Raw genomic sequence first — 21,194 nt, 5'->3', positions numbered from 1 at the left:
ATATTTCTATATTATGAGAGGGATTATAATAGTGATGTGCAGTACATACAGTAGAATCAGTAATTTTACAGAGACGCTCCCTATATCACCTTTCAAATAATAAAAGTAGAATAATAGGGAAATATCCAATTGTAGAAATAGGGATATTTCTATATTATGAGAGGGATTATAATAGTGATGTGCAGTACATACAGTAGAATCAGTAATTTTACAGAGACGCCCCATATACCATCCTTTCAAATAATAAAAGTAGAATAATAGGGAAATATCCAATTATAGAAATAGGGATATTTCTATATTATAAAGAGGGTTATATCGGTGATATTAGGACTACTCCATTTTGATACCCCCATCCCTAAAGGGGAAAGATGACTTATGTCAGTGGAATTCGTGCTACCAAAAACAGGTCTATTTCTAGATGTCTAAAAAACAAAATAAGATTGTGATACCGTACGAATTTCGTATTTACCGTAGGAACCACGGGATTAGCCTACTAGGATAACCGAAGGATACTTTGGTGTTCGTAGGCCCCCCCACTTCAAACAACCCATACGGCTGTTAAGTGGAGGGTAGTTCAATTCAACAGAATTTAGGTCATATAAATATAAAAAGACCTTAGGATTATACCTAAAGGTCTTCTTTACTAGTTAGAAATCAAGCTCTTCGTTATCTTCTTCAGAAATCCCACCAAGTACTACCCTAGCGTTAATAATTTTGCCTTCTTGCAATATGGGCTCCTCTGTTTTTAAATCTTCCTGTTTTTGTGCGGGAACAAATCCATTAGTAAGTAAAATATCCAGTTTATTTTCAACTGTATCTAAAAGAGTTAATCTCTGTTCTACATTATCTAATTTCTGTAGTAGTTGCTCATAACGTTTTTCATTTTGTACCAGTTCAACAACAAATGCTGTTAATTGTCTACCATTAGCTTTTTCATTAAGGATCCTATATACATCTTCAGGCATATTATCAGCATGTAATGCCATTTTTCTATTTTTAGCCATTATCAGCACGTCCCTTTATTTTAAGCTAACTGTCCCTTCATTTCATCAATTACTTTTAATTCTAATGCAGCTAGATTAATTGTGCGTGAAGTTGGAGGAAATACTTCTTTTTCGCGATTTTGAATAATATCGTTCAAGAAGAAGTGATTATTTTTAGCAGCCATTTCAGACATATGATTCAATAAAGCGAGACGGATGTAAGGTTCTAAAACGGGTGCTTCGCCTCCAATGTAAATGAATTTCAATACTGTATTCGTACTAGATGGGATGAATACATCAAGAATTTTAGCTACTAAAATTCTTGCATATTCTTTCAGTGCCTCTACAATTTCATTTGTAAAATCATATTCTTCACCAGTATTTTCATTCGATAGTACATACTTCTGTACTTTATAATTATTAACTATAAATTTCTCTAATGTTCTTATATCCTTAAAGTATTGAATCAATTTTTCTTTTCTAAAGCGTTCTAGGTATCCTAAGAATGGCTCAATATCGATAACTTGGAAAGAATCTCTGTGCTTAGGTGTAGTAAGCCCTTTACCTAATCGCACAGCATCTGTAGACCCGCCACCAATGTCAGTTAAAACTACTTCATAGTCATCGAATCTCTCAGATTCATATCGCTTTTCAATACTAATTACATTTGTATTCTGATCTTTTGAAACCATTTTATATTTTAAAGAATGTCTAGCAACTTCTGATTCATTTCTACATTTTGCTGAATTGACTGTAATAGTTAGTTCTTTCTCCATTCCTGGTGTTAACACTTTAACTTTATGTTCGCCGATAAATCTTTCTTCCATTTTTTTATGGGCAATGCTAAATTTTTCTTCGCGTTTTAAAAGCCAAATTGGAAGCATCATACTCATGTGTTCAATTTCAACTGCATTATCTTCTTGTCCAGCGTTCAGAGCATGATAATATGCAATTGCTCCTAAAAAGCTTACGTATGGGATAGGACTCTTAATTTTATCGTGCATCTTATTTACATGTGAGTTTGCCAACTGGTTATCTTCAGCTAATTGCCCAACTAAATAGAAAGATTCCTCACCTTCGATTTCAGTGGAAATTAGTAATCTATCTAGTAAATCTTCTGGTCTAGAAATACGATCAACAAGTAAATCCTCAGCTTGTTTCTTTGAAATTTTAACTACATTCGTTGCAAGTTCAATATAATAACCATCAACCATGAAATTATTAAAACTATTTCCGAAATCAGCTACTTTTCTTCCAATTTTCATTTTTAATTCCCCCTCTATACATTAAATACGACTTAAGTGCTACTTTTGATTATGATTTAGCACATTTAATCAAAAATAAGAACACTTTAAATAATAAATACGACTTGAATCATACTTATTATTTAATTAACCTATACACTTAAAAAATTCAAAATAAACAAGGAAATACCTTCTTTCAAACGAATTAAACACATAACAGTTAGACACCGACATGTCGAACATAAATGATGATGAATAAAAGTAAAACAACAACATGACCGACATAAATGATGGTCAACAACAATGTAATGACAACACGACCGACATGGATGATAATCGATAACAATACAATGACAACATGACCGACATAGGTGATGGTCAACAACAGTGTAATGACAACATGTCGGACATTGATAACAACAAATGACGATGAGGGGAGGACGATGGAATGGATAGGGAAGAACCTTATAAGAAAACATATTCCCTTGCAGATATAGCAAGGATGCTTGGGAAGCCACGGACAACCCTTCAGGCCTGGCGGGATCAATTCAAACCATACTTACCAACCGTCGCTGGGACGAAGGGGCGAACGCTGAGATATGAACTGGAAGCATTAGAGCTTTTTAAATTAATTGCTAATATGAAAGATGCACAAGAACCACCAGAAATAATAGAACAGATGTTAAAGCAAAATGTAGATTATATTGTAGTAGAAGAGAATGATGCAGACGACGAAATAACGAAACCAATTATTCAGACAATGTATGAGGGTATGAAAGAGGTTTCTATATATTTTCAAGAACAAAAAGCTATGAACATGGAACTTTTAAAACGCATAGACAATTTAGAACAAACTAATCAAACACTAACGAACAAGATTGATGAACAGCAAAAGACTATTGATAGAAAAATAAACAATAGAGATCAGCAGTTATTAGAAGTGGTTCGTGAAATACAAGAAACTAAGAAGTTAGTCGCATCTACTCAACAAGAAAAATCATGGTTCTCTAAATTATTTAAAAAATAACTTAAATAATACGTGAAAAGTAGGGAAGCTTGTATGTTATTACAAGTTTCCCTACTTTTTATAAATTTGATATGTCCCCTTTAATAATCATAATATTGTGTATTCAAAATAAAGTCTGGTTATTTATAACAAAGATTAATAATTTGTAAAAAATTTTGATATAAAAAGATAAATAGTATTGCAAAGAATTCGAACTGAGGAGGAATATTTTTATCCCTCTCAAATATCTCAAACTATTGATATGGATGTATTAATGATAAAATAATTATTTACAGAATATTATATTTATTATTGAAACATCTCTTTTTTTTAGATTAATATTTTGTTTATCTGCTATTATTTTATTATGAGAATATTCCCTTTATTATATTATGGGGTGATGGGAGGATTATATGAACATACAACTAAAGGGGAATGAACAGTTGACGGAGTTATTAAATGAGTGGTATTTACAAATTCGTGCAAGAAATAGAGAGAATTCTATACGTCTAAAAAAAGAAATTGAGCAACAATTTCATAATCTTACAGGTGATCAAAATTTACTTTTTTATTATTCACTTTTAGATTTCCGTTTTAACTACTTACTTAACAACCTGAATATTTCGAAGAAAAGTTTTGATAAAATTGAAGCTTTTCAAACTCCACTCGATTCTGACGACTTTCTAGCATACTACTATCACTTTTTTAAAGCAATTCATTCAAAATCAGTTGGACTTTACAATTTGGCTGAAGAACACTATAACGAAGCGGAAAAGTTGTTGATTTATATTCCAGACGAATTAGAGAAGGCTGAGTTTTATTATAATTTAGCTGTTTTTCATTACCATATATATCAATCACTTTTAGCTAACAAGTACGTTACAATTGCTAAAGATATATTTTTAAAGAATACAGATTGTGAAATCAAAATTGCTTATTGTGATAATTTGTCAGGATTAGCATGCACACACTTAAAAGAATATAAATTAGCAGAAGAGTACTTTATTTCAGCTATAGATCAATTTAGTAAATTTGGTAACGACCGTGATGTCTTAATTGGTCGACAAAATATTGGTTTTATGTATGCTGAACAAAAACAATCTGTCTTAGCTATTAGGTATTTATCGGAAGTAAATGAAAAAATGGTTGATAATTATAAAGCGCTTATTGTAGAAGCCAAGCAACGAATGAATTTAAACGAAACAGATATCGCACTAGAACTAATTGAAAAAGGATTAGAAATTTCAAATAAGCTCGAACTCACTGAATATCAATATCGTTTTAACATTACAAAAGAATTATGTACTGATAATCCAACAGTGCATCTAGAGAAAGAAATATTAGCAGGAATGGATTACTTTAAAAGCGAAAACTTATGGGAGTATGTGCAAGAATATAGTGAATTATTAGCTGTTAAATTTCATGCTGAAAAGAAATTCGAAAAAGCAAGCATGTATTTCTATTTAAGTTATGAAGCAAAGGAACAGGTTTTTGAAAAGGAGGCATTGAAATAACATGAAAAAATTGAAAATCATCTTAATGAGTATTATGGCAGTAGGATTTCTTACACTTGGACTAAACTCTCAAAGTACTGATAATTCAACTTTAGAGAAATACTCAGTGTATCTAATGGCTGATGGAAATACTGGCTGAAAATTGATTATATAAAAAGGGGGGATAACCACGAAAATCCATGGTTATCCCCCCTTTTTATATTAACCGAAGAGATATGCTACAAATCCAATAGCAGCTATAATACTTCCAATATTAATAAACAAACTATTATCCCAAATAACAAATAAGCAAGATAATAAAAACTGATTGCTACAAATACTTTGATTACTAAGATCCCTAAAACTTGTAATATAAATGTTTTTAAAACATTCAATACACTTAAAATCATTCCTTTTTGTCTTTATGCATATTATGTCTTATGCTTTTTCTCATACAACTACTGTATTGTAGATTATACTTAGAGCATTTATATCCATATTTCTTTCTATAGGTTTACTTACTGTCTCTTCTTCAATCTTTTCTTCCGGTTTATTTTCTTCTTTTGCCACTCTATTGGATATTTCATTTTCTTTAGAGGATTTATGGTAATTTTTAAATTATAATGATTTACATTATTTTCAGAACTTCTAACATTTTTTTCTTCTTTATTTTGTGATGCTACAATAAGTTGTTTATAGAATTTCTCTAACATGCGTTAACAGTAACGAATCACGTTCATTATATCCGTTCTCTAAGATATCCTTTTCAACAAAAGCAAGACTATCTTTTGTAGCTTTGACAAAAGAGTGGTTTTCTTGTTCTAAAGATAAACACCATTTTCTCAGCGTACTGGTTCCTATCTCTAATCGTTCTTGCAACTGTTCTACCTCCTTAGTCTTTATATGGAACGCTTCCACATTAATTGTTAAAATTCCTATACTTTAAAGTCATTTTTTTATAAAAAGATTCCCCATGCCTCGTTATAAATTGCCATATAAAATATAAAGAAACTTAATTTCTACAAATATTGATAAGGATAAAATATTGAATTTACAATATAGCTATTGATATTGTAGTTGTTTAGGGAACCATTATGTCTATTTCAAGTTCTTGTTTATATATTAGACAAGATATGTAGGTTCTCCCTAAAAAGAGACAGAATTTCCTTTTTAAATTTAAGCTTGATTTAAGTTCATCTTAGTTATTAATTCTTGTTTTAAAAAATTAAATTCAATAAAAACATTAGAATTCATTTTTGAATTGTGACTCTTACTCTGACAAGCATTTCAAGATTTCTTCTTGGTAAAATTCAAAGTTAAACTGAGAGTAAATGATAGAATTTTCGGTTTATACAGAGTGTAAATTTTATAGATAAATAGATAAGAAAAATATTAAAATGTTAAGGTAATGAGAAGATTTTTAGAAGATGTTTATGTGAAAAAACGATAATTTAAGAAAGTATATATCAAGACATAGCAAATAGCCTTGCTTGTATATAATTTTTTGAGCAAGGCTATTTGCTATGTTTTTAAATTTACAAATTAGCGTTGATTTGTATTCAATTTTCGCAGGATCGGATCAAACTTTGGGTCATCAATCCAATTGTAAAAATTGAATTTTGTTTCATATTTTTCTTCACATTCAACGTTAGCGTTACGTTTGTTTCTTTGTTTAGTTTTTTCAGTATACATTTTCATAAAATGAGCAGGGTTGCTCGTTTCAGCATTATTATACTTGAACCATTTGATGCATTCTTCAAAATCCCATCGTTGATAGGTATCGATATTTCTTGGCATTCTTAAAGCAATTGTATAAGCATTCTTTTCTGTTAAATATGTGACAGGTTGGCTCATAATATATTGGTATGCTTTTTTCTGATCTTCACTTAAATATGCATCTATATCCTGAAATCTATCAGTAGTATTTTTTGTATAAGTATTCGTTATTGCTAGTTCTTCAAAATTTAAAATATCTATGCCATTAGATGAAATATTCTGATCTTCATGTTCGGATACAGCAGTGATCTTGAAGATTTTCTTCTTTAAAATTTTAGTGAAAGTAGAGCATACATCAATTGTTAGAGCCCACTTTACCTTGAAATATTCTATAATTTTCAAGTAATTGTTATGTATGGTTAAAATGTAAATCGAAGGGGCAATTTTACCATGTCTTCGTACTTTGATTTGTTGACATACTTCCAAATCTTGTAACCAATTAAACACATAGTTAATAATTGGTTTTGAAATACCTGATTTTTTTCTGATATGTTCTTGCTTTACTTGGGAATAGCCTTCTTGTACTAAATACGATAAAACAGTTTCTAATGCTTCATATTTTCGGTTGGTAAGATAATCTTTTGTAGTAACACCTTCATATTCTAGGACAATATTATCAATATAAGTAATAACTTTCCTGATTGCTTGATTAATAGCCCCAGGTGTTTTGGATAAGTGTTTGATTTGGGGACTTAACTCGGATTTTGCTCGACTGAGCAAAAAGTTTTGAAGTAACACAAAAAAACCTCCTATTTTTTCCACCACAAATATACAGAAAAATAGGAGGTTTTTATTCACATTATAATTTTCACATGCTATAATAAATATGTAGAAATTATAAAAGATAAACCCCCTACTTAAATCGGGTTTTTAATTAGTTCAGCGGCCAAACTGATATGCTAATTAAAAACGAGGTGTGGTAGGGTTTATTTTTTATTTAATATTTATAACTATAATAAGGTTATATCTCTTTATATGTTCTATTGTATAACTATTATTATGAGTTATCAATTGTTAATGTTAGAATTAGTGAATGTAAATAAAAAAAGCCTCTAGTTATTTGAACTAGAGGCTTTAATTTCGTATTGAATGTATTTTCTGAAATTGTCATACTCTTCTTGTAGCTTATTATATTTATAGCTAATAAATTCTGTATACTCATGAAGTTGCGTTTCTAATTGTTCTTTTTTGTTTACTGGTAATGTAAGTAGATCATTATAAAGATCACTTTTTATAAAAGGTACTTCTGAAATTTGTTTATCTTCTAATTCCTCTATATGGGTATCCTTATGTTTTTTGCTTTCTTCTAATACCAATATATTATCTTGAATATCCTGAGTGTTGCCAATCAGATAATCAGTACTTACTCCGAAAAGGTTTGCTATAACTATTAGAACGCTATATGGGGGTTCAGCACCTTTATTTTCCCAGTTGCTGACCGTAGTTTGAGCAAAACTTGTTCCGGTGATCTTTCCTATTTCTTCTCCCAATTGTTTCATGCTCCAATTAGCCTCTAATCTCAGTGTTTTCACACGTGCACCAAAAATACTCATTCTTATATTGTTCCTCCCTCTTAATTTCAAGATATGTTGTACATTTATTTGCAAGAAATACATCTGTTATAACTCCGAAGAAGGTTATTTAACTTTTAAAGTGATGAAAATAATAAAAAAACTCAAAATAACACTAAAAAATAGTTGATTTAACTTCAAAAGTGATATATCATATTTGTAAATATAACCGAAAGGAGGTTAGGTGATGACATTAACATGCGAGAGAAAGACTCGGAATTATTCTTTAGAGTCCCTATCTCAGGTTTTAAATATTAGTCCTCAAGTGCTTCACTCTATTGAGAAAGGCAAGGCAGGATTGAATGCAGAACGAGCGGAAAAAATTGCTCATTTTTTTGACAAACCTATAGAATATTTTTTTGTACCAACATATTACAGAGTTCGTAATTAACTCAAAAATAGTTATATTGTTTTAATAAAAATATAAATAACTATATACGATTAATTATAGTGAAAAAATCTAGTAATTCAAATACAATTTTGTTCCTTGAAAACTGCATGTATGAGGGAGTTGTTAGTCATGTTGAAACGATCGTATCAAACGTTACTCATTGCTATGAGTATGCTTCTAGTTGTTCTGAATTTTGTATTTCCACTGACGAAAGCGAGTGCTGAAGTCATTAATCGTGATAGATATGAAATGTAGTGAAAGGAGTCAATGTCGGTAAAACGAAGAATTTAGGGAAACTTGGGGAAGACGTTATGCAGCGCAAAAGTGCTTGGCTTGCTGAAGAACTGATGCAAGCTGTTTCGATCGCTCAAACTGTCATTAAACCAATAAAACATCATGATTATTGGATAGAATCCGCTACCAAATTATTAGCGGGCAGTATCTTGTATTTAGATCGAAAACATAAAAACTTGTATTACCTAGATGTGAAAAAAGTAATTGAGTTTACGGAAAAAATATATGAAAGTGAAGCAAATTTGGTAAAAGTAGTAGATTCGCTAAAGAATGAGCACCCAGCGTATCCAATATTTCATGAGCTAGGTTTATATTCAAAAGAAACCAGGGATACGATAATAATCAATTTGTTATACATTCTTGAAAAACATTAACGAGAGAAGCAAGGGGAACAAAAAAGAGTATTTTTGGTTTCAGTAATCGCCAGTAGAAACAAGTGAAATAGGAAGGAGAGCAATCATGTTAGGGATAGCTAAGAAGTACGCAAAGGTAATTAGAACGTTGAAAGAAATGGATGAAGGGGAAAAGGTTGCAGGTGTGATAAAGGCTCGTTTTGGGGCTTATAAAACGGTCATAGAAGGTGTAAAAGAAAACGCCAATGATTTTATTTTCATTTTTGATCCGAAAGGCATCTTTTATGAAGATACCCATCAAGAAAAACGAAAACAGGGGTATCACATCATCAAACATGATTTATTAACTGGTTATGAAACGCTACAAATGGATTTGAAACAAAACTCTGTTGTGTACATCAGTGTAGAAACGGAAGCAAGTACGTATCAAGATAGAGGAGAAGCATTATCAAAATTTCTTCAGTATCTAACACAATGCAAGAATATAAGACCGATTCACCTGGTATTTCATCAATATGATTTGTACCCAATCCCTCATATGGAGCAGTTTTTGAAAGAAAGCGCAACATACCACATTCAGCATTCAATCGTAGTTGAATCTCAATCCGCATTACAGCACATATACGGAAAAGAGGCAGCACAACGCATTATCACTTCGTACAACACAACAATCCTAGCATGATCTAAAGCACTCGTTCACTATTTCATCCTATCTAGATGGCTAGAAAACTAGACGAGGGAGAAGCGCTTTTCTCCCTTCTCTATCAAAAATAGGAGGCGTTCATATGGGAAAAGAAAAAAGACTCACATTTTATGATATTGCGGCATCACAAGCTCATAGTGTTAAAACTTTTGATGGAAAAACATACGAACTGAAAGGCACCATCGCAATTGAAAATAGCACAGGAAGCATTGAAAAAGTGGCTCAAATTTATTATCAAATGCGCTCGGTTAGAGATGAACATCAAAACTTAATTGCTAAAAGAAAAAATAAACATGCTGAATTAGTAGCTGTAAAACAAAAGTGTAAATAAAAAAAGCGATTTTGAAGTGTGCTGAGAACATAGCACAAAGTAAGTTGTTCTTTGACAATTTAGATATATATTGTGTATCTCTTCCTTTCAGTAATGATGTAGAAAGGTGAAATATACAATATATATGCGTGCCTCCCCTCAAAAGGTCACTAGAGGGGTTAGGTATATGATTATCGTTAGGTGAGTAAGAACGTAAAACTCATCTGTGACCACTGGGAAATGCATTGTATCAAAAATCTGTTTGCGCTAGTGATCGCGAGGAATATCCCATTTTGACATTCTGAAGAAGCGATGAACCACACAAACAGTAGATACATAAGGTTCTACGTTCATGCCAAAATACGTAGTGCGGTATTGGGCCTATAGAAGCTAGGTCGGGGTTAGTTTCTATACGCATGCCAATACAGGGTTCGTCATTCCAGCCATAAATGATATTTCCATTTTCTATCCCACTTTCCTTTAAATGTTATAAAATAAAGACAGATGTTGAAGTTAAAATGTGTCTCATCACACTTCAAAATCGCTTATAAAAATATGACATAGGGAGGAATATGCGTGAGTCGTAAAGGGTGGATCATTTCCGCAGTTGTTGGACTGTTAATTGCAATTGGTATTGGTTCAACATTTGTCTTTAGCTCGGGAAAAGGGGAAGTAATGGAACTTAGTCCGTTAGAAATGAAGAAGTTCATGAGTGAGGATGGCACAGGTTTTGTTATGTTGAACAATGATAAAAAAACAAGAGAAGATATACTCTTTAATGTTGGAAAATTAGCAAAACAAAACAACGTCCAGGTGAAAGAATTATTTGGAGGTAGAGAAGATGTACCAAGAACAAGTAATCAGCACGACTTTGGTTTGTCACAAAAACGTGATACCCTTGCCTACTATGAAAAAGGAGAGTTGAAGAAAGCGATTAAGTTTGAAAAAATTAAACCATCTGAATTTGAAAAAGAAGTAGGGTTCTTTATTCAAAATTGCAAAGAACAATATCAGAAGTAATCACATAATCATTGAAAGGTGGTGATATAGTGGCGATTACACAGAGAGAATTAAAAAAAGAAAAAGATATGGTAGCAAACCTATTAAGAGCCAATGGTCAGGATTATAACCATTGGCTTCATTTACATCATCAGAAATACATTGAAGAAAATCAAGATTTAGTAATGAAAGCTTTACAAGCTTATAAGGCAATAGCAACAGAAGTAAAAGAAGTGAAAGAAGACAGCAAGGCGAATGAATTAAGTCAGCTTAGTAACGTATAAGCATTTAAAAATGAAAAGGGAGTGAATGTATATGTCAATGTTGGAAACATTATCTCAAATGTTAGTGTTAGGTGATGCAATGGATGGTCTAATTAATACGGGTAATTCTTTTATTGCATGGATGCAAAGAGGGGCAATGGTTAGTACAGCGATTGTATTTTGCTGGGGCGCTTATCTATTAATTTGGGGCGGTGAACGAGGAAGACATAAATGTATTTGGTGGTTTCTTGGTGGGGCAGCCGGACTCGTTATTGTAATGGGATGCCAATACTTAGCAGAAAGCGTAAATAGCAATGTAAAATTTGGTCAAATCTTATTCCCGTTTCTCTGGATGAAATAGTGAAAAAATATAAATAAGGCAATGAGGAGGCTATGCAAAGGGTATGGCTTTTTTTGTTGCCTTTTTTCATGAAATTTAAAGTAAATGGAAGAAAGGAGAAGCCATGTTTGTCATTTTTAAGAGTAGCAATGGAACAGAAATTCAGTCGGGTAAGCAATATTCGTTTCATGAAGCTTATATCTTAACGAAGCGATTAGAACGAGTTTATAGAGAGGCAGGGAGGCAAGAACATATTGACTTCGATTTGTTAGATGGTCATTCCAATGAAATTTATAACGGTACGTTATCACTTGGTTCGAGATATGCAGATCATATTTTTGATCACATTTCTAAAAAAATGAATGTAATGCAATTAGATCCGGAACAAGAGGAACAAAAGAAGGAACTGTTAGAAACATTAGAAAGAGAAATCAATGATTCTCCTTTTCATGAAGAATATGAATATCGAGAAGAATCACCAGAAAGGAAGGAAGAACCCTCTTCTGGTCCATCGAATGAAATAGAGCCACAAGTAAAGCCTGGAAAGGAAAATAGAAAAGGATTTAAGATTATTGCGAGTGTTATAGGGAGCATGGTGTTAATTGGAGCGGGTGCCATATTTGCCTTTAAGTTATTCTCTTCCGATCCAGTTTCGAGTGCAAATGCTGGTTCTGAACAATATGTAGTAAAAGGATTACAACAGGCAGCCATTCAACAGTATGGAGAAGCCGTTAAATACTTCGATAAGGTCAATTACACAGAATTAGATAAAGATAGTCAGAAGGCAGTTTTATTTACTTATTTATTAAATGGAAAGGCAAATAAGGCATTACAATATGAGCCGAAATTTGCAGAAAGTGTGGTTGCTTATCTTATTGGGATAGACAACATGAATAAAATCAATGAAATTGATGTCAAAAATGATGTAATCGACTTTGAAAAAGCAGCACTTAATAAGAAATATGAGGAGATAATTAAGCTTAAAGGGAAAGTCAATATGGACGGTAGACGTGAAAAACTCATTGTTGAAGCTTTTGTAAATCTAAAAAAATATGAAGATTGTTATTCTTTTGCCAAAACGCAAGGAAATAAAAACGTAATGAAAGAGGTCAAAGAATTAGAGAAACGGGATATTCAACAATCTACGATAAGTGAAGAAGAAAAGAAAGCTAAGATTGAAAAAATTGATAAAGATATACAGAACATCTAAGGGGGAAAGAATAACATGCCTTTAAATTATGAGAATCTGTACAAAAAAATGGGAATTGTTTTTCTTGGTGGTTCATTGATATTAAGTACAACAGGGTGCAGTTGGTTTGGGAGTAAGGAATCATCAAAAAGTAAAACAGCTATTACAAAAAAGGTAGATAAGAATAAACCGGATGAAAAGAAAGAAGATCTGAACAAACATGATTTTGAAGCAATTACAGAGAATGCAATTCAAAGTAAGGATAATGAAGTTGCTTATGTACTAGAAGAGCTGGATAAATCAAAAATTAATTTTAAAGAAAAATCTATTGTAAGTAATCTTCAAAATGGGGATGAAACCACTTCTCGTGTTCTAGCACTCTTTGATAAGGAAACAACAGATAAAACACTTCAAGATACAACAAAAGATAATGTGATTGCAGCTATTACCGATAATAAGCCACAAGTCAGCGTGAATGGAGATCATTTTGCATTTGGCGATCAAAATATTGATTCTTCAGTAGCGAGTATAGGAGATATTCTTCCACCAGAGAAGAAACCAGATGCAATTGTGAACCCACCAATTATAACGGAGGGTGAGAATGGTAATACGGAAAATACAGGGACAGAAAAACCAAAGCCACCTATAGAGCCGGAAAAACCAACAAATCCAGAGAAACCAACAGAACCAGAGAAACCAACAGATCCAGAGAAACCAACAGATCCAGAGAAACCAACAGAACCAGAGAAGCCAACAAATCCAGAGAAACCAACAGAACCAGAGAAGCCGACAGAACCGGAGAAACCAACAGAACCAGAGAAGCCAACAGAACCAGAGAAACCAACAGAACCAGAGAAACCAACAGAACCAGAGAAGCCAACAGAACCAGAGAAACCAACAGATCCAGAGAAACCAACAGATCCAGAAAAACCAACAGATCCAGAAAAACCAACAAATCCAGAGAAACCAACGAATCAAGAAAAGCCAGTTCTGAAACAAAATGAAAAGATGGTAGCGAGTAAATAAAGAAAAAAATCAACTGATATTTTCAAAAAGGTACTCAAAAAAAGAGTACCTTTTTAATTTGAAAGGGGTCATATAGATGTTTGTTAATAGTGCAAATTTAGTACAAATTTCAAGTCTAGATAATAGTTTAATGGTGGTGGGTCGAGTAGGGACAGGGAAAACGAGGGAATTGAAGAAAATGGCTTTAAGTTTATCAAGAGTTTTAGTGTTAGATCCAATGAGAGAGTACGAAGACGAAGAATTTGAGAAGAAAACGGGTCATGTGACTCTACAACACTTAGAATGTGAATCGAATGAAGGGTATGGGAATTTTAAAATTACAGAAGATGTGATAAATAAAGCTAAACAATTTGAATATGTAATTGTAGATGAAACCAATTATTTACGTCAGGCAGATTTTATATACTTTCTTCAACAGATGAAGGATTCCGACATAAAAGTAATAGCAAGTTTTCAAAACATGCCATCAGATGCCCAAATTACTAAGAAATTTGGATATATCATATCTTTAGATGTAACGAATGATTTCAATAAGATAACAAAGTATGAAAAATATAATTATGATTCGGGATTTGGCTTAAAGAAGTAATACGTGTGGCTAGATTGAATAGAGGTGATGCTTTGATATGTATAGTGAAAAGATATCAATCAAATATAAATTAGCTGAAAAAGAAGTACTCATTCCATTGAGTGCTTTTTTGTTTGTTGGAATGTTATTGATCGCTAATTTTTTACTCAACTTATCCTTAGAGCTGATAGAAACAACTTTTAGTGATTTATTACATCCCAAACCGTTTCATATGGAGATAGGATTTCTTTTTCGGATGCCAATTGCAGAACATCCAATTTACTACTTGCTTGTTTTCCTTGTAGTGATTGGAACTATAGCGAGAACAGTGTACAAATTGAAATCTTCCTTTAAAAACCTAAATAATCATCAGAAAGGGTCTAGTCGTTTTACAACAGTTGAAGAGTTGAAAAAGCAATACCGAGCTGTACCAGATCGAGAAGAATCATTTAAAGGTGGCGGTGGTGTTGTTATCTCACGATTAGGTGACAAGGTATTTATTGATGATAGTCCGGTAAATAATTTAATTATCGGTACAACACGCTCTGGTAAAGGGGAAACCTTTGTATTTCCTACAATTGATGTCTATTCTAGAGCGGAACATAAACCATCCCTAATTTTTAATGATCCAAAAGGTGAGCTCTTCAGTGCATCGAAAGAAACACTGGAAGAGCGAGGGTATCACATTGAAGTTTTGAACTTGTTAAAGCCACTTGATTCCATGAGTTATAACTTATTGCAGCTTGTAAAAGATGCTTATAAAGATGGGGATTATTCAACGGCACAGGCATTATGTAAAACACTCTCACACACTTTGTTTTATAAACCAGGTGTTAAAGATCCTTTTTGGCAAGATTGTGCTATGAGCCTATGCAACGCTATGGTTTTAGCTATAACAGATAAATGTATTGCAGAAGGAACAGAAGAAAAAATAACGATGTATGCAGTAGCTAACATGTTATCAGAACTTGGTTCGAAAGAAATAATAATAGATCCAGAGGAACCACCTAAAAATGCATTAGATTTATACTTTGAAGGCTTACCAGCGGATAGCGTTGCGAAAATGCAATATGCAACTTCTAATTTCTCAAAAGGGCAAGCAAGAGGTGGGATTTTCACTCAAACAATGAACGGACTTTCTATTTTTACATTTGATGAAATCGCTAAAATGACAGCGAAAAATAGTGTGGATTTAAAACGTGTCGGTTTTGGAAAAACGATAAAAGGAAAAGTGACACCTAGAAAACGAGTGGAAATTGTATTTTCAGATGGCTCAAAGGAGTCTATCAAAGCAGATATTACAGGACGTTTTGCATTAGATTTTAAACAATCAATACAAGTTGGAGATACCATTCAATGTAATGAAAAGGAAAATCCTCAAACGAAAACATCTATTTCTATTACAAAAATAGATGGGAAAACGGGTCATACAGAATTTAAAGTAGTAGAAGAAAATGAAGATATGGAAGTAACAAAAGTGGATTATTTCGATAAACCAGTGGCTATTTTTATGATTACACCAGATTTTGATTCTTCGAATCATGTGATTGCTTCTATTTTTGTAAGGCAGCTTTATTTTATATTGGCTAAGGGTGCATCCCTTGCTCGTGGAGGGAAATGTCACCGTGAGGTGGTTTTTTGCCTGGATGAGTTTGGTAATATGCCAAGTATTGAAGGGATGGCGAATATTATCACGGTTTGTCTTGGTAGAAATGTTCGCTTTAATCTTATCATTCAAGCATATTCACAATTAAAAAATAAGTATGGTGAGGATGCAGATACGATTGATGGAAACTGTGGGAATACCATTTACATTCTAACTAACGATCAAGAAACCGCCGAAAAAGTGTCCAAAAAACTAGGGAATCAGACGATTAACCTACCTTCTCGAAGCGGAAAAGGTCTTTCTACTGATAAAAATAAAACGGAAGGTCTAGATCAACGCCCACTGTTAACAGCAAATGAACTTATGAATTTTAAAGAAGGAGAAAGTACCGTTATTCGTGTTATAAAACGTCAGGATAATAACAGAAAACGGATCAGACCTCGCCCAATTTATAATACGGGAGAAACAGCCTTAAAATACAGATGGGAGTACTTAGGCGTAGAATTCGATACAGATAAATCTATTTTAGATATAGATATTGATTCCCTACATGATGACGTAAATCCAAATTCACTCATTGTAGATTTTTTAGGAGAAAGAAAGGAAAAACCATCAGAGCCGGAACAGGAAGATTTGCCACCAGTAGAGACACCGCAGCCAGTAGAAGAGCCAACAATGATGGGAATTGATGAAGAGATTCCGGAAGAGGCGTTTCAGCAGGAAGATAGCCCGTTTGATTCTCTCTCCATTGAAAATTGGAAGGGAAAAACGGTTAATGAATTTTTTGAATCTGATTTAGCGGTTTTGAAACTGGTTGATAAGTTCTTTATAGCACAGTTAGGCAAATCAATAAATGAGGTTGAAAATCAAGAAATGGGCGAGTTTTACAGTGAATTTCAAATGTTAGCTCACAATGACCACATTGACAAAAGTGTTTATCAAGCAGTCGAAAGTAAGATTAATCAAATCTTGCGTGATTTAGAAGAAAAAGAAAAAGTAACAAGTTAGAAAGCACTCAAATAATTGAGTGCTTTTTTGATTACAAACATAAAGGAGGAAGAGGGAATGTGTGTACCGACAATCACGGATAAAATGCAATTGATTTTAGATAGTTACTCGCCATTGGTAACAGGAGAAAATGAGGTCATTCTTGGTCTAGAAGATGCGGTTCTTTTCCTTTCAGTAGATCGGGAACAAAAAGGGAAATTGATTATTCGTATCGACAGACTAAATGAGAGAGTGAATTGGACAGCAAAAGAAGTATTAGGACAATAGCAATTATGAGAGGAGGGTAAATAGTGAAAGATGAAGAAATTTTAAAGGTTTTAGAATCGTTCTCGGATTATCTTCAAGTAGGAGACATCGTGAATTATGTATTGCGTTGGCTAGGATGGTTCCTAATTGTAGGTTTATCTTTGGTTGTAGATGCTTTAGAAGGTGTGACAGATGCCATACTGGGGATTAAAGGGTTCTTTAATTCACCAGAACTACAAAATTTTGTTGATAGGTTATATCCATTGTTTGTCGTTCTTTTAGCCATATCGTTTTTATATATTGGCTACATGTTCATTTTGAACAAACAAATGAACCGTTCTCAAATTATCATCAATATTTTTGTAACACTGAGTGTACTTTGTTTACTAAGTACTGGTATGACAAAGGTTGATAAGTTCACCGATGATGCCATAGCGGTTGTAAAATCAGAACAAAAAGGTTCCTTAAGTGATGAAATTATTAAGAAGAACATAACGGATATTGCAGTGATAGATCAAAATGGATGGAAAAAGAAAGAGGATATGAATCCGAAAAATCATATTCCAGAAAAAAATATTAGACAGATAGACATTACAGAAAAAATAGATTCGGATTTTGAGTTTGCAAAGGATAAGGAGTTATCTGAAGGTGGGCAAGATATCCTCAAAAATAAAAGGGTAATGGATGGGATGGGGGTCGCATCTTTAGCAGAATTAAAAGATGGATGGTTTGATTTCTTCCCAGAAAAGTATTATCGCTGGCATTGGAATTTCTGGAATATATTCTTTACTTTACTGATAACAGGATTAACTTTGTTATTGGTAAGTATTAAGTTAGCTAGGTTATTTTATGAATTGGCATTTAACTACTTGTTGGTGAACATAATAGCACCAGCCGATGTTGCGAATGGTCAAAAGTTAAAAGCTGTATTATCTAATATCCTCAATATATTTATAGCAACGATTATGATATTCCTATCTTTGAAGCTATATATAATGGGAACAGCGTTTCTCCATGACAAATTAAATGGTGTACCGTATCTGATTGCATTAGCCGCATTTAGTATGGCAGTTCTAGATGGTCCGGCAGTCGTAGAAAGGTTATTCGGTATAGATATTGGATTAAAGAGTAGTTGGGGCATGTTAGCAGGTGGTATAGCTGGTGGTTTCGCACTTAGTAAAGGAATTGGCGCTCTTGCAAATTCAAAACCAATGAAGGGTCTCGGAAATATGATTGGAAAAGGAGCGAAAGGTGCAGCAGAAGGAACTGGTGTTGCAGCGGCTAAAACCGCAAGTGCGGCAGCGATGGCAACAGGTGGAATGGCTGGTCTCATAAGTGGCTTAAAAAATGGAAATGAATCTGAAAATAAAGATTCATTGCAAGATCAAATGAAAAAAGCTGGTGAGAAGAAAGCAAATGGAAATGATGTAGCAAATAAGGAAAAAGAAAAAGGTAACTTAAATAAGGAAAAAGATAAAAATAATGGTGGTACGCCATCTATTCAAGAAGACATGAAAAAAGGAGGGAACGAAAACCCAGGGGTAGCGAATGGGCAAGAATCAGGTACTACAAGCCTTCAAGATGAAATGAAAGAAGCTGGAAAAGCAAATGGAACAAGCGCAGGAAATCAAACACCAGGAGGCGTAAGACAAGGAGCAAGTGAAGGAAGCCAAACAGCAGGAACAGTAAGACAAGGAGCAAGTGAAGGAGGTCAAACAGCAGGAACAGTAAGGCAAGGAGCAAGTGAAGGAGGTCAAACAGCAGGAACAGTAAGACAAGGAGCTAGCGAAGGAAATCAAACAGCAGGAACAGTAAGACAAGGAGCAAGTGAAGGAAATCAAACGCCAGGAACAGTAAGACAAGGAACAGGTGAAGGAGGTCAAACAGCAGGAACAGTAAGACAAGGAACAAGTGAAGGAAGTCAAACGGCAGGAACAGTAAGACAAGGAGCAAGTGAAGGAGGTCAAACACCAGGACTAGTACCAAGCGGAAGTAGCTCGGCACCAATGGAAACATCAAGACCAGTATCAAGCGGAAGTAGCCCGGGACCAGTAGAAACACCAAGATCAGTGCCAAGTGGAAGTGGCCCGGCATCAGTGGAAACACCAAGATCAGTACCAAGTGGAGGAAGCCCGGCACCAGTAGAAACATCAAGACCAGTACCAAGTGGAGGAAGCCCGGCACCAATGGAAACACCAAGATCAGTACCAAGTGGAGGAAGTCCGACGCCAGTAGAAACATCAAGATCAGTACCAAGTGGAGGAAGTCCGGCACCAGTAGAAGCATCAAGACCAGTACCAAGTGGAGGAAGCCCGGCACCAATGGAAGCGCCAAAATCAGCACCAAGCGGAGGAAGCCCGGCATCAGCCGACATCGTAACGGTGACACATAGTAGCCCAATTATTCCTTATGAAAGTGATAAAGAAGTGGCAGCAAGTAGAAGTCGGGAAACACGGACATTGGGACAATATACAACTGATAAAGTTAAAAATACAACATCATCCGTGAAACAAAAGGTAAGAGGAGTACAAGAACGCATTCATAATTCTGAAACGGTACAGAATACAAAGCGTTTTTATCAGATGGGGCAAAACACGGGTAAAAGTTGGAGAGATATTGTAAACAAAAATAAAAATAATACAGATAAAAAATAAGCGTACGATTACGCTTATTTTTTATTGTCGAAAAGGAGGGAATCCCGATGAGAAGCTATCGGATTCCAAAGGAAATCAGTACAGAATTACGGATTAATAAAGTGCTTTATTTAATAGATTTCTTTTTATTAATTGGCTTATTAGTTGTAACGATGATTCTTAGGAATTTTGTACATGATTCCTTTCAATTACCATTTGTTATTTTCATGGCGGTTATTGCAATTATCATGATTTGGCGTCCAAGTACGAATCCTCAAAAACGAATGTATGAAGTATTGATTATTACATTGCTAAGAAGAAAAGGTGCATATTGCGCCATTGATAACGATCAATAAGGGAGGGATCACATATGGCGTTATTCAGCGAAAAAGATGTAGAGAAAGAAGAGCCAAAACAACTAGAAAGACCAAAGAAAAATACATTTCGATTTAACGAAAAAAATGTAAAAGAATCAATTTCTGAACCAAAAGAAATTGTGAAGGTGGTACCCGACAAAAAGAAAGAAGAAAAAACAAAGGTAGAACCAAAAGTAAAAAAACAGAAGAAAGAAAAGCCAAAGAAAGACGTTTCGAAAAAGAAAAATCCAAAACTGTTAGGTTTTTTATCTAGAAAAAAGAAAGAAGCGCCACCAAAGGTAAAGAAAAGTATTGCGGAAATTATGCAAATTGTAGACATGACACAGGATGGCATATTTGAACTAAAAAATGAGGAGTTTTTAGAAATTCTTCAAGTGGAAGGTGACGATATGTTCTCTAAGAATAGCGACGAGCAAGCATTTGTTATTTTCTCACATGCTTATTTTTATCAAGCCTACAAACAGTCCATTAAACTCGTTTTTTTAAACTTCCCATGTCAAACAACTGAACAACAACGTTATATAGAGAAGAAAATTAAAGAATGTACCAGTCCTTTGTATGAGCGGATTTTAAATCAGAAGTTAAAAGAACTGCAGTTTTTAGAATGGGGCAGAACAAATCGGGAAGCCTTCTTATTCATTTACGGAGAAACGGAATTGATCGTAAAAGAACGTGTAGATGCAGCAAAGCGATATATCAAACGCTCTACCGAACTATTAGATGTGGATGAAGAGAAAAAGTTAGAGCTTATGTTTAAATTGTTTAATCAAAATGCAAAATTAGGAACGAAAAATATATGGTAGTAAGGGGGAAAT

Annotated in this window: 24 protein-coding genes; 19 read left to right on the top strand and 5 right to left on the bottom strand. The window is 33.7% G+C overall.

Annotated elements, in window-relative coordinates; translation table 11 throughout:
* Nucleotides 1–647: 647 nt before the first annotated feature.
* Nucleotides 648–1,004: a hypothetical protein gene (locus JDS92_RS18350; protein WP_199632287.1), complete on the bottom strand. Its 357-nt coding sequence runs from the start codon at nt 1,002–1,004 to the stop codon at nt 648–650.
* Nucleotides 1,005–1,024: 20 nt separating this feature from the next.
* Nucleotides 1,025–2,248, bottom strand: a complete 1,224-nt coding sequence (locus tag JDS92_RS18345) for a ParM/StbA family protein (RefSeq protein ID WP_199632286.1) — start codon at nt 2,246–2,248, stop codon at nt 1,025–1,027.
* A 427-nt stretch (nt 2,249–2,675) separates the two neighbouring features.
* Between JDS92_RS18345 and JDS92_RS18340 the strand changes: the two genes are divergently transcribed.
* The 3 genes from JDS92_RS18340 to JDS92_RS18330 all read left to right on the top strand — a co-directional run bounded on the left by JDS92_RS18340 (nt 2,676) and on the right by JDS92_RS18330 (nt 4,886).
* Nucleotides 2,676–3,254 (top strand): DUF3967 domain-containing protein, encoded by a 579-nt coding sequence (locus tag JDS92_RS18340; RefSeq protein WP_199632285.1) that lies wholly within the window; start codon nt 2,676–2,678, stop codon nt 3,252–3,254.
* Between the two features lie 392 nt (nt 3,255–3,646).
* Nucleotides 3,647–4,747 carry a response regulator aspartate phosphatase gene (locus JDS92_RS18335; protein ID WP_199632284.1) on the top strand — a complete coding sequence of 367 codons (1,101 nt, stop codon included), beginning with the start codon at nt 3,647–3,649 and terminating at the stop codon, nt 4,745–4,747.
* A gap of 1 nt (nt 4,748) precedes the next feature.
* On the top strand, nt 4,749–4,886 hold the full coding sequence (locus JDS92_RS18330) for a Phr family secreted Rap phosphatase inhibitor (RefSeq protein WP_199632282.1): 138 nt from the start codon (nt 4,749–4,751) through the stop codon (nt 4,884–4,886).
* Nucleotides 4,887–5,419: 533 nt separating this feature from the next.
* Here JDS92_RS18330 and JDS92_RS18325 read toward each other — a convergent pair.
* From JDS92_RS18325 to JDS92_RS18315, 3 genes are all read right to left on the bottom strand, one after another.
* A complete protein-coding gene (locus JDS92_RS18325) occupies nt 5,420–5,605 on the bottom strand; it encodes a hypothetical protein (RefSeq protein WP_242476011.1) in 186 nt (61 codons plus the stop codon).
* Between the two features lie 663 nt (nt 5,606–6,268).
* A complete protein-coding gene (locus tag JDS92_RS18320; protein ID WP_199632280.1) occupies nt 6,269–7,240 on the bottom strand; it encodes a Replicase RepFR55 in 972 nt (323 codons plus the stop codon).
* 314 nt (nt 7,241–7,554) lie between these two features.
* A complete protein-coding gene (locus JDS92_RS18315; RefSeq protein ID WP_199632279.1) occupies nt 7,555–8,055 on the bottom strand; it encodes a helix-turn-helix domain-containing protein in 501 nt (166 codons plus the stop codon).
* Nucleotides 8,056–8,260: 205 nt separating this feature from the next.
* On the opposite strand from JDS92_RS18315, the gene JDS92_RS18310 reads away from it, so the two are divergent.
* The 16 genes from JDS92_RS18310 (at nt 8,261) to JDS92_RS18240 (ending at nt 21,182) form a co-directional block, all read left to right on the top strand.
* Complete coding sequence (locus JDS92_RS18310) at nt 8,261–8,464, top strand: helix-turn-helix domain-containing protein (RefSeq protein ID WP_137076896.1); 204 nt, start codon at nt 8,261–8,263, stop codon at nt 8,462–8,464.
* Between the two features lie 129 nt (nt 8,465–8,593).
* Nucleotides 8,594–8,719, top strand: coding sequence for a hypothetical protein (locus JDS92_RS31260; protein WP_274606217.1), 126 nt, complete (start codon nt 8,594–8,596; stop codon nt 8,717–8,719).
* 56 nt (nt 8,720–8,775) lie between these two features.
* Nucleotides 8,776–9,132: a type IV secretory system conjugative DNA transfer family protein gene (locus JDS92_RS18305; RefSeq protein WP_206773022.1), complete on the top strand. Its 357-nt coding sequence runs from the start codon at nt 8,776–8,778 to the stop codon at nt 9,130–9,132.
* 85 nt (nt 9,133–9,217) lie between these two features.
* Nucleotides 9,218–9,793, top strand: coding sequence for a TraM recognition domain-containing protein (locus JDS92_RS18300; protein ID WP_199632275.1), 576 nt, complete (start codon nt 9,218–9,220; stop codon nt 9,791–9,793).
* Between the two features lie 103 nt (nt 9,794–9,896).
* Nucleotides 9,897–10,145, top strand: a complete 249-nt coding sequence (locus JDS92_RS18295) for a hypothetical protein (RefSeq protein ID WP_098163169.1) — start codon at nt 9,897–9,899, stop codon at nt 10,143–10,145.
* 555 nt (nt 10,146–10,700) lie between these two features.
* Nucleotides 10,701–11,144 carry a hypothetical protein gene (locus JDS92_RS18290; protein WP_000087507.1) on the top strand — a complete coding sequence of 148 codons (444 nt, stop codon included), beginning with the start codon at nt 10,701–10,703 and terminating at the stop codon, nt 11,142–11,144.
* Nucleotides 11,145–11,173: 29 nt separating this feature from the next.
* Nucleotides 11,174–11,407, top strand: a complete 234-nt coding sequence (locus JDS92_RS18285) for a hypothetical protein (protein ID WP_199632273.1) — start codon at nt 11,174–11,176, stop codon at nt 11,405–11,407.
* 31 nt (nt 11,408–11,438) lie between these two features.
* Complete coding sequence (locus tag JDS92_RS18280) at nt 11,439–11,747, top strand: hypothetical protein (protein ID WP_000062188.1); 309 nt, start codon at nt 11,439–11,441, stop codon at nt 11,745–11,747.
* Between the two features lie 103 nt (nt 11,748–11,850).
* Nucleotides 11,851–12,936 carry a hypothetical protein gene (locus JDS92_RS18275; protein ID WP_199632271.1) on the top strand — a complete coding sequence of 362 codons (1,086 nt, stop codon included), beginning with the start codon at nt 11,851–11,853 and terminating at the stop codon, nt 12,934–12,936.
* Nucleotides 12,937–12,951: 15 nt separating this feature from the next.
* Nucleotides 12,952–13,941 (top strand): hypothetical protein, encoded by a 990-nt coding sequence (locus JDS92_RS30965; protein ID WP_242476010.1) that lies wholly within the window; start codon nt 12,952–12,954, stop codon nt 13,939–13,941.
* Between the two features lie 76 nt (nt 13,942–14,017).
* Nucleotides 14,018–14,530, top strand: a complete 513-nt coding sequence (locus JDS92_RS18265; protein WP_199632269.1) for a DEAD/DEAH box helicase family protein — start codon at nt 14,018–14,020, stop codon at nt 14,528–14,530.
* Nucleotides 14,531–14,567: 37 nt separating this feature from the next.
* Nucleotides 14,568–17,123 (top strand): VirD4-like conjugal transfer protein, CD1115 family, encoded by a 2,556-nt coding sequence (locus tag JDS92_RS18260; RefSeq protein WP_199632267.1) that lies wholly within the window; start codon nt 14,568–14,570, stop codon nt 17,121–17,123.
* A 57-nt stretch (nt 17,124–17,180) separates the two neighbouring features.
* Nucleotides 17,181–17,390, top strand: a complete 210-nt coding sequence (locus JDS92_RS18255) for a hypothetical protein (RefSeq protein ID WP_199632265.1) — start codon at nt 17,181–17,183, stop codon at nt 17,388–17,390.
* Between the two features lie 23 nt (nt 17,391–17,413).
* Entirely contained in the window at nt 17,414–20,023 is a 2,610-nt protein-coding gene (locus tag JDS92_RS30960; protein WP_199632263.1) for a pLS20_p028 family conjugation system transmembrane protein, read from the top strand.
* 47 nt (nt 20,024–20,070) lie between these two features.
* Nucleotides 20,071–20,358 (top strand): DUF5592 family protein, encoded by a 288-nt coding sequence (locus JDS92_RS18245; RefSeq protein ID WP_001258275.1) that lies wholly within the window; start codon nt 20,071–20,073, stop codon nt 20,356–20,358.
* 14 nt (nt 20,359–20,372) lie between these two features.
* Complete coding sequence (locus tag JDS92_RS18240) at nt 20,373–21,182, top strand: hypothetical protein (protein ID WP_199632262.1); 810 nt, start codon at nt 20,373–20,375, stop codon at nt 21,180–21,182.
* Nucleotides 21,183–21,194 lie beyond the last annotated feature (12 nt).

It is taken from the genome of Bacillus cereus group sp. N12 (genome assembly GCF_016483575.1).
Taxonomy (GTDB): domain Bacteria; phylum Bacillota; class Bacilli; order Bacillales; family Bacillaceae_G; genus Bacillus_A; species Bacillus_A toyonensis.
The sequence above is the reverse complement of the archived record's forward strand: the minus strand, read 5'-3'. Positions and strand labels throughout refer to the sequence as shown.

Excerpts from the sequence above, each read along its gene's own strand:
- JDS92_RS18310 (WP_137076896.1), top strand. The coding sequence starts at position 8,261 with ATGACATTAACATGCGAGAGAAAGACTCGGAATTATTCTTTAGAGTCC.
- JDS92_RS18255 (WP_199632265.1), top strand. The coding sequence starts at position 17,181 with ATGTGTGTACCGACAATCACGGATAAAATGCAATTGATTTTAGATAGT.
- JDS92_RS18350 (WP_199632287.1), bottom strand. The coding sequence starts at position 1,004 with ATGGCTAAAAATAGAAAAATGGCATTACATGCTGATAATATGCCTGAA.
- JDS92_RS18340 (WP_199632285.1), top strand. The coding sequence starts at position 2,676 with ATGGATAGGGAAGAACCTTATAAGAAAACATATTCCCTTGCAGATATA.
- JDS92_RS18295 (WP_098163169.1), top strand. The coding sequence starts at position 9,897 with ATGGGAAAAGAAAAAAGACTCACATTTTATGATATTGCGGCATCACAA.
- JDS92_RS31260 (WP_274606217.1), top strand. The coding sequence starts at position 8,594 with ATGTTGAAACGATCGTATCAAACGTTACTCATTGCTATGAGTATGCTT.
- JDS92_RS18335 (WP_199632284.1), top strand. The coding sequence starts at position 3,647 with ATGAACATACAACTAAAGGGGAATGAACAGTTGACGGAGTTATTAAAT.
- JDS92_RS18245 (WP_001258275.1), top strand. The coding sequence starts at position 20,071 with ATGAGAAGCTATCGGATTCCAAAGGAAATCAGTACAGAATTACGGATT.
- JDS92_RS18330 (WP_199632282.1), top strand. The coding sequence starts at position 4,749 with ATGAAAAAATTGAAAATCATCTTAATGAGTATTATGGCAGTAGGATTT.
- JDS92_RS30965 (WP_242476010.1), top strand. The coding sequence starts at position 12,952 with ATGCCTTTAAATTATGAGAATCTGTACAAAAAAATGGGAATTGTTTTT.
- JDS92_RS18315 (WP_199632279.1), bottom strand. The coding sequence starts at position 8,055 with ATGAGTATTTTTGGTGCACGTGTGAAAACACTGAGATTAGAGGCTAAT.
- JDS92_RS18240 (WP_199632262.1), top strand. The coding sequence starts at position 20,373 with ATGGCGTTATTCAGCGAAAAAGATGTAGAGAAAGAAGAGCCAAAACAA.
- JDS92_RS18300 (WP_199632275.1), top strand. The coding sequence starts at position 9,218 with ATGTTAGGGATAGCTAAGAAGTACGCAAAGGTAATTAGAACGTTGAAA.
- JDS92_RS18345 (WP_199632286.1), bottom strand. The coding sequence starts at position 2,248 with ATGAAAATTGGAAGAAAAGTAGCTGATTTCGGAAATAGTTTTAATAAT.
- JDS92_RS18275 (WP_199632271.1), top strand. The coding sequence starts at position 11,851 with ATGTTTGTCATTTTTAAGAGTAGCAATGGAACAGAAATTCAGTCGGGT.
- JDS92_RS18260 (WP_199632267.1), top strand. The coding sequence starts at position 14,568 with ATGTATAGTGAAAAGATATCAATCAAATATAAATTAGCTGAAAAAGAA.
- JDS92_RS18305 (WP_206773022.1), top strand. The coding sequence starts at position 8,776 with ATGCAGCGCAAAAGTGCTTGGCTTGCTGAAGAACTGATGCAAGCTGTT.
- JDS92_RS18280 (WP_000062188.1), top strand. The coding sequence starts at position 11,439 with ATGTCAATGTTGGAAACATTATCTCAAATGTTAGTGTTAGGTGATGCA.
- JDS92_RS18265 (WP_199632269.1), top strand. The coding sequence starts at position 14,018 with ATGTTTGTTAATAGTGCAAATTTAGTACAAATTTCAAGTCTAGATAAT.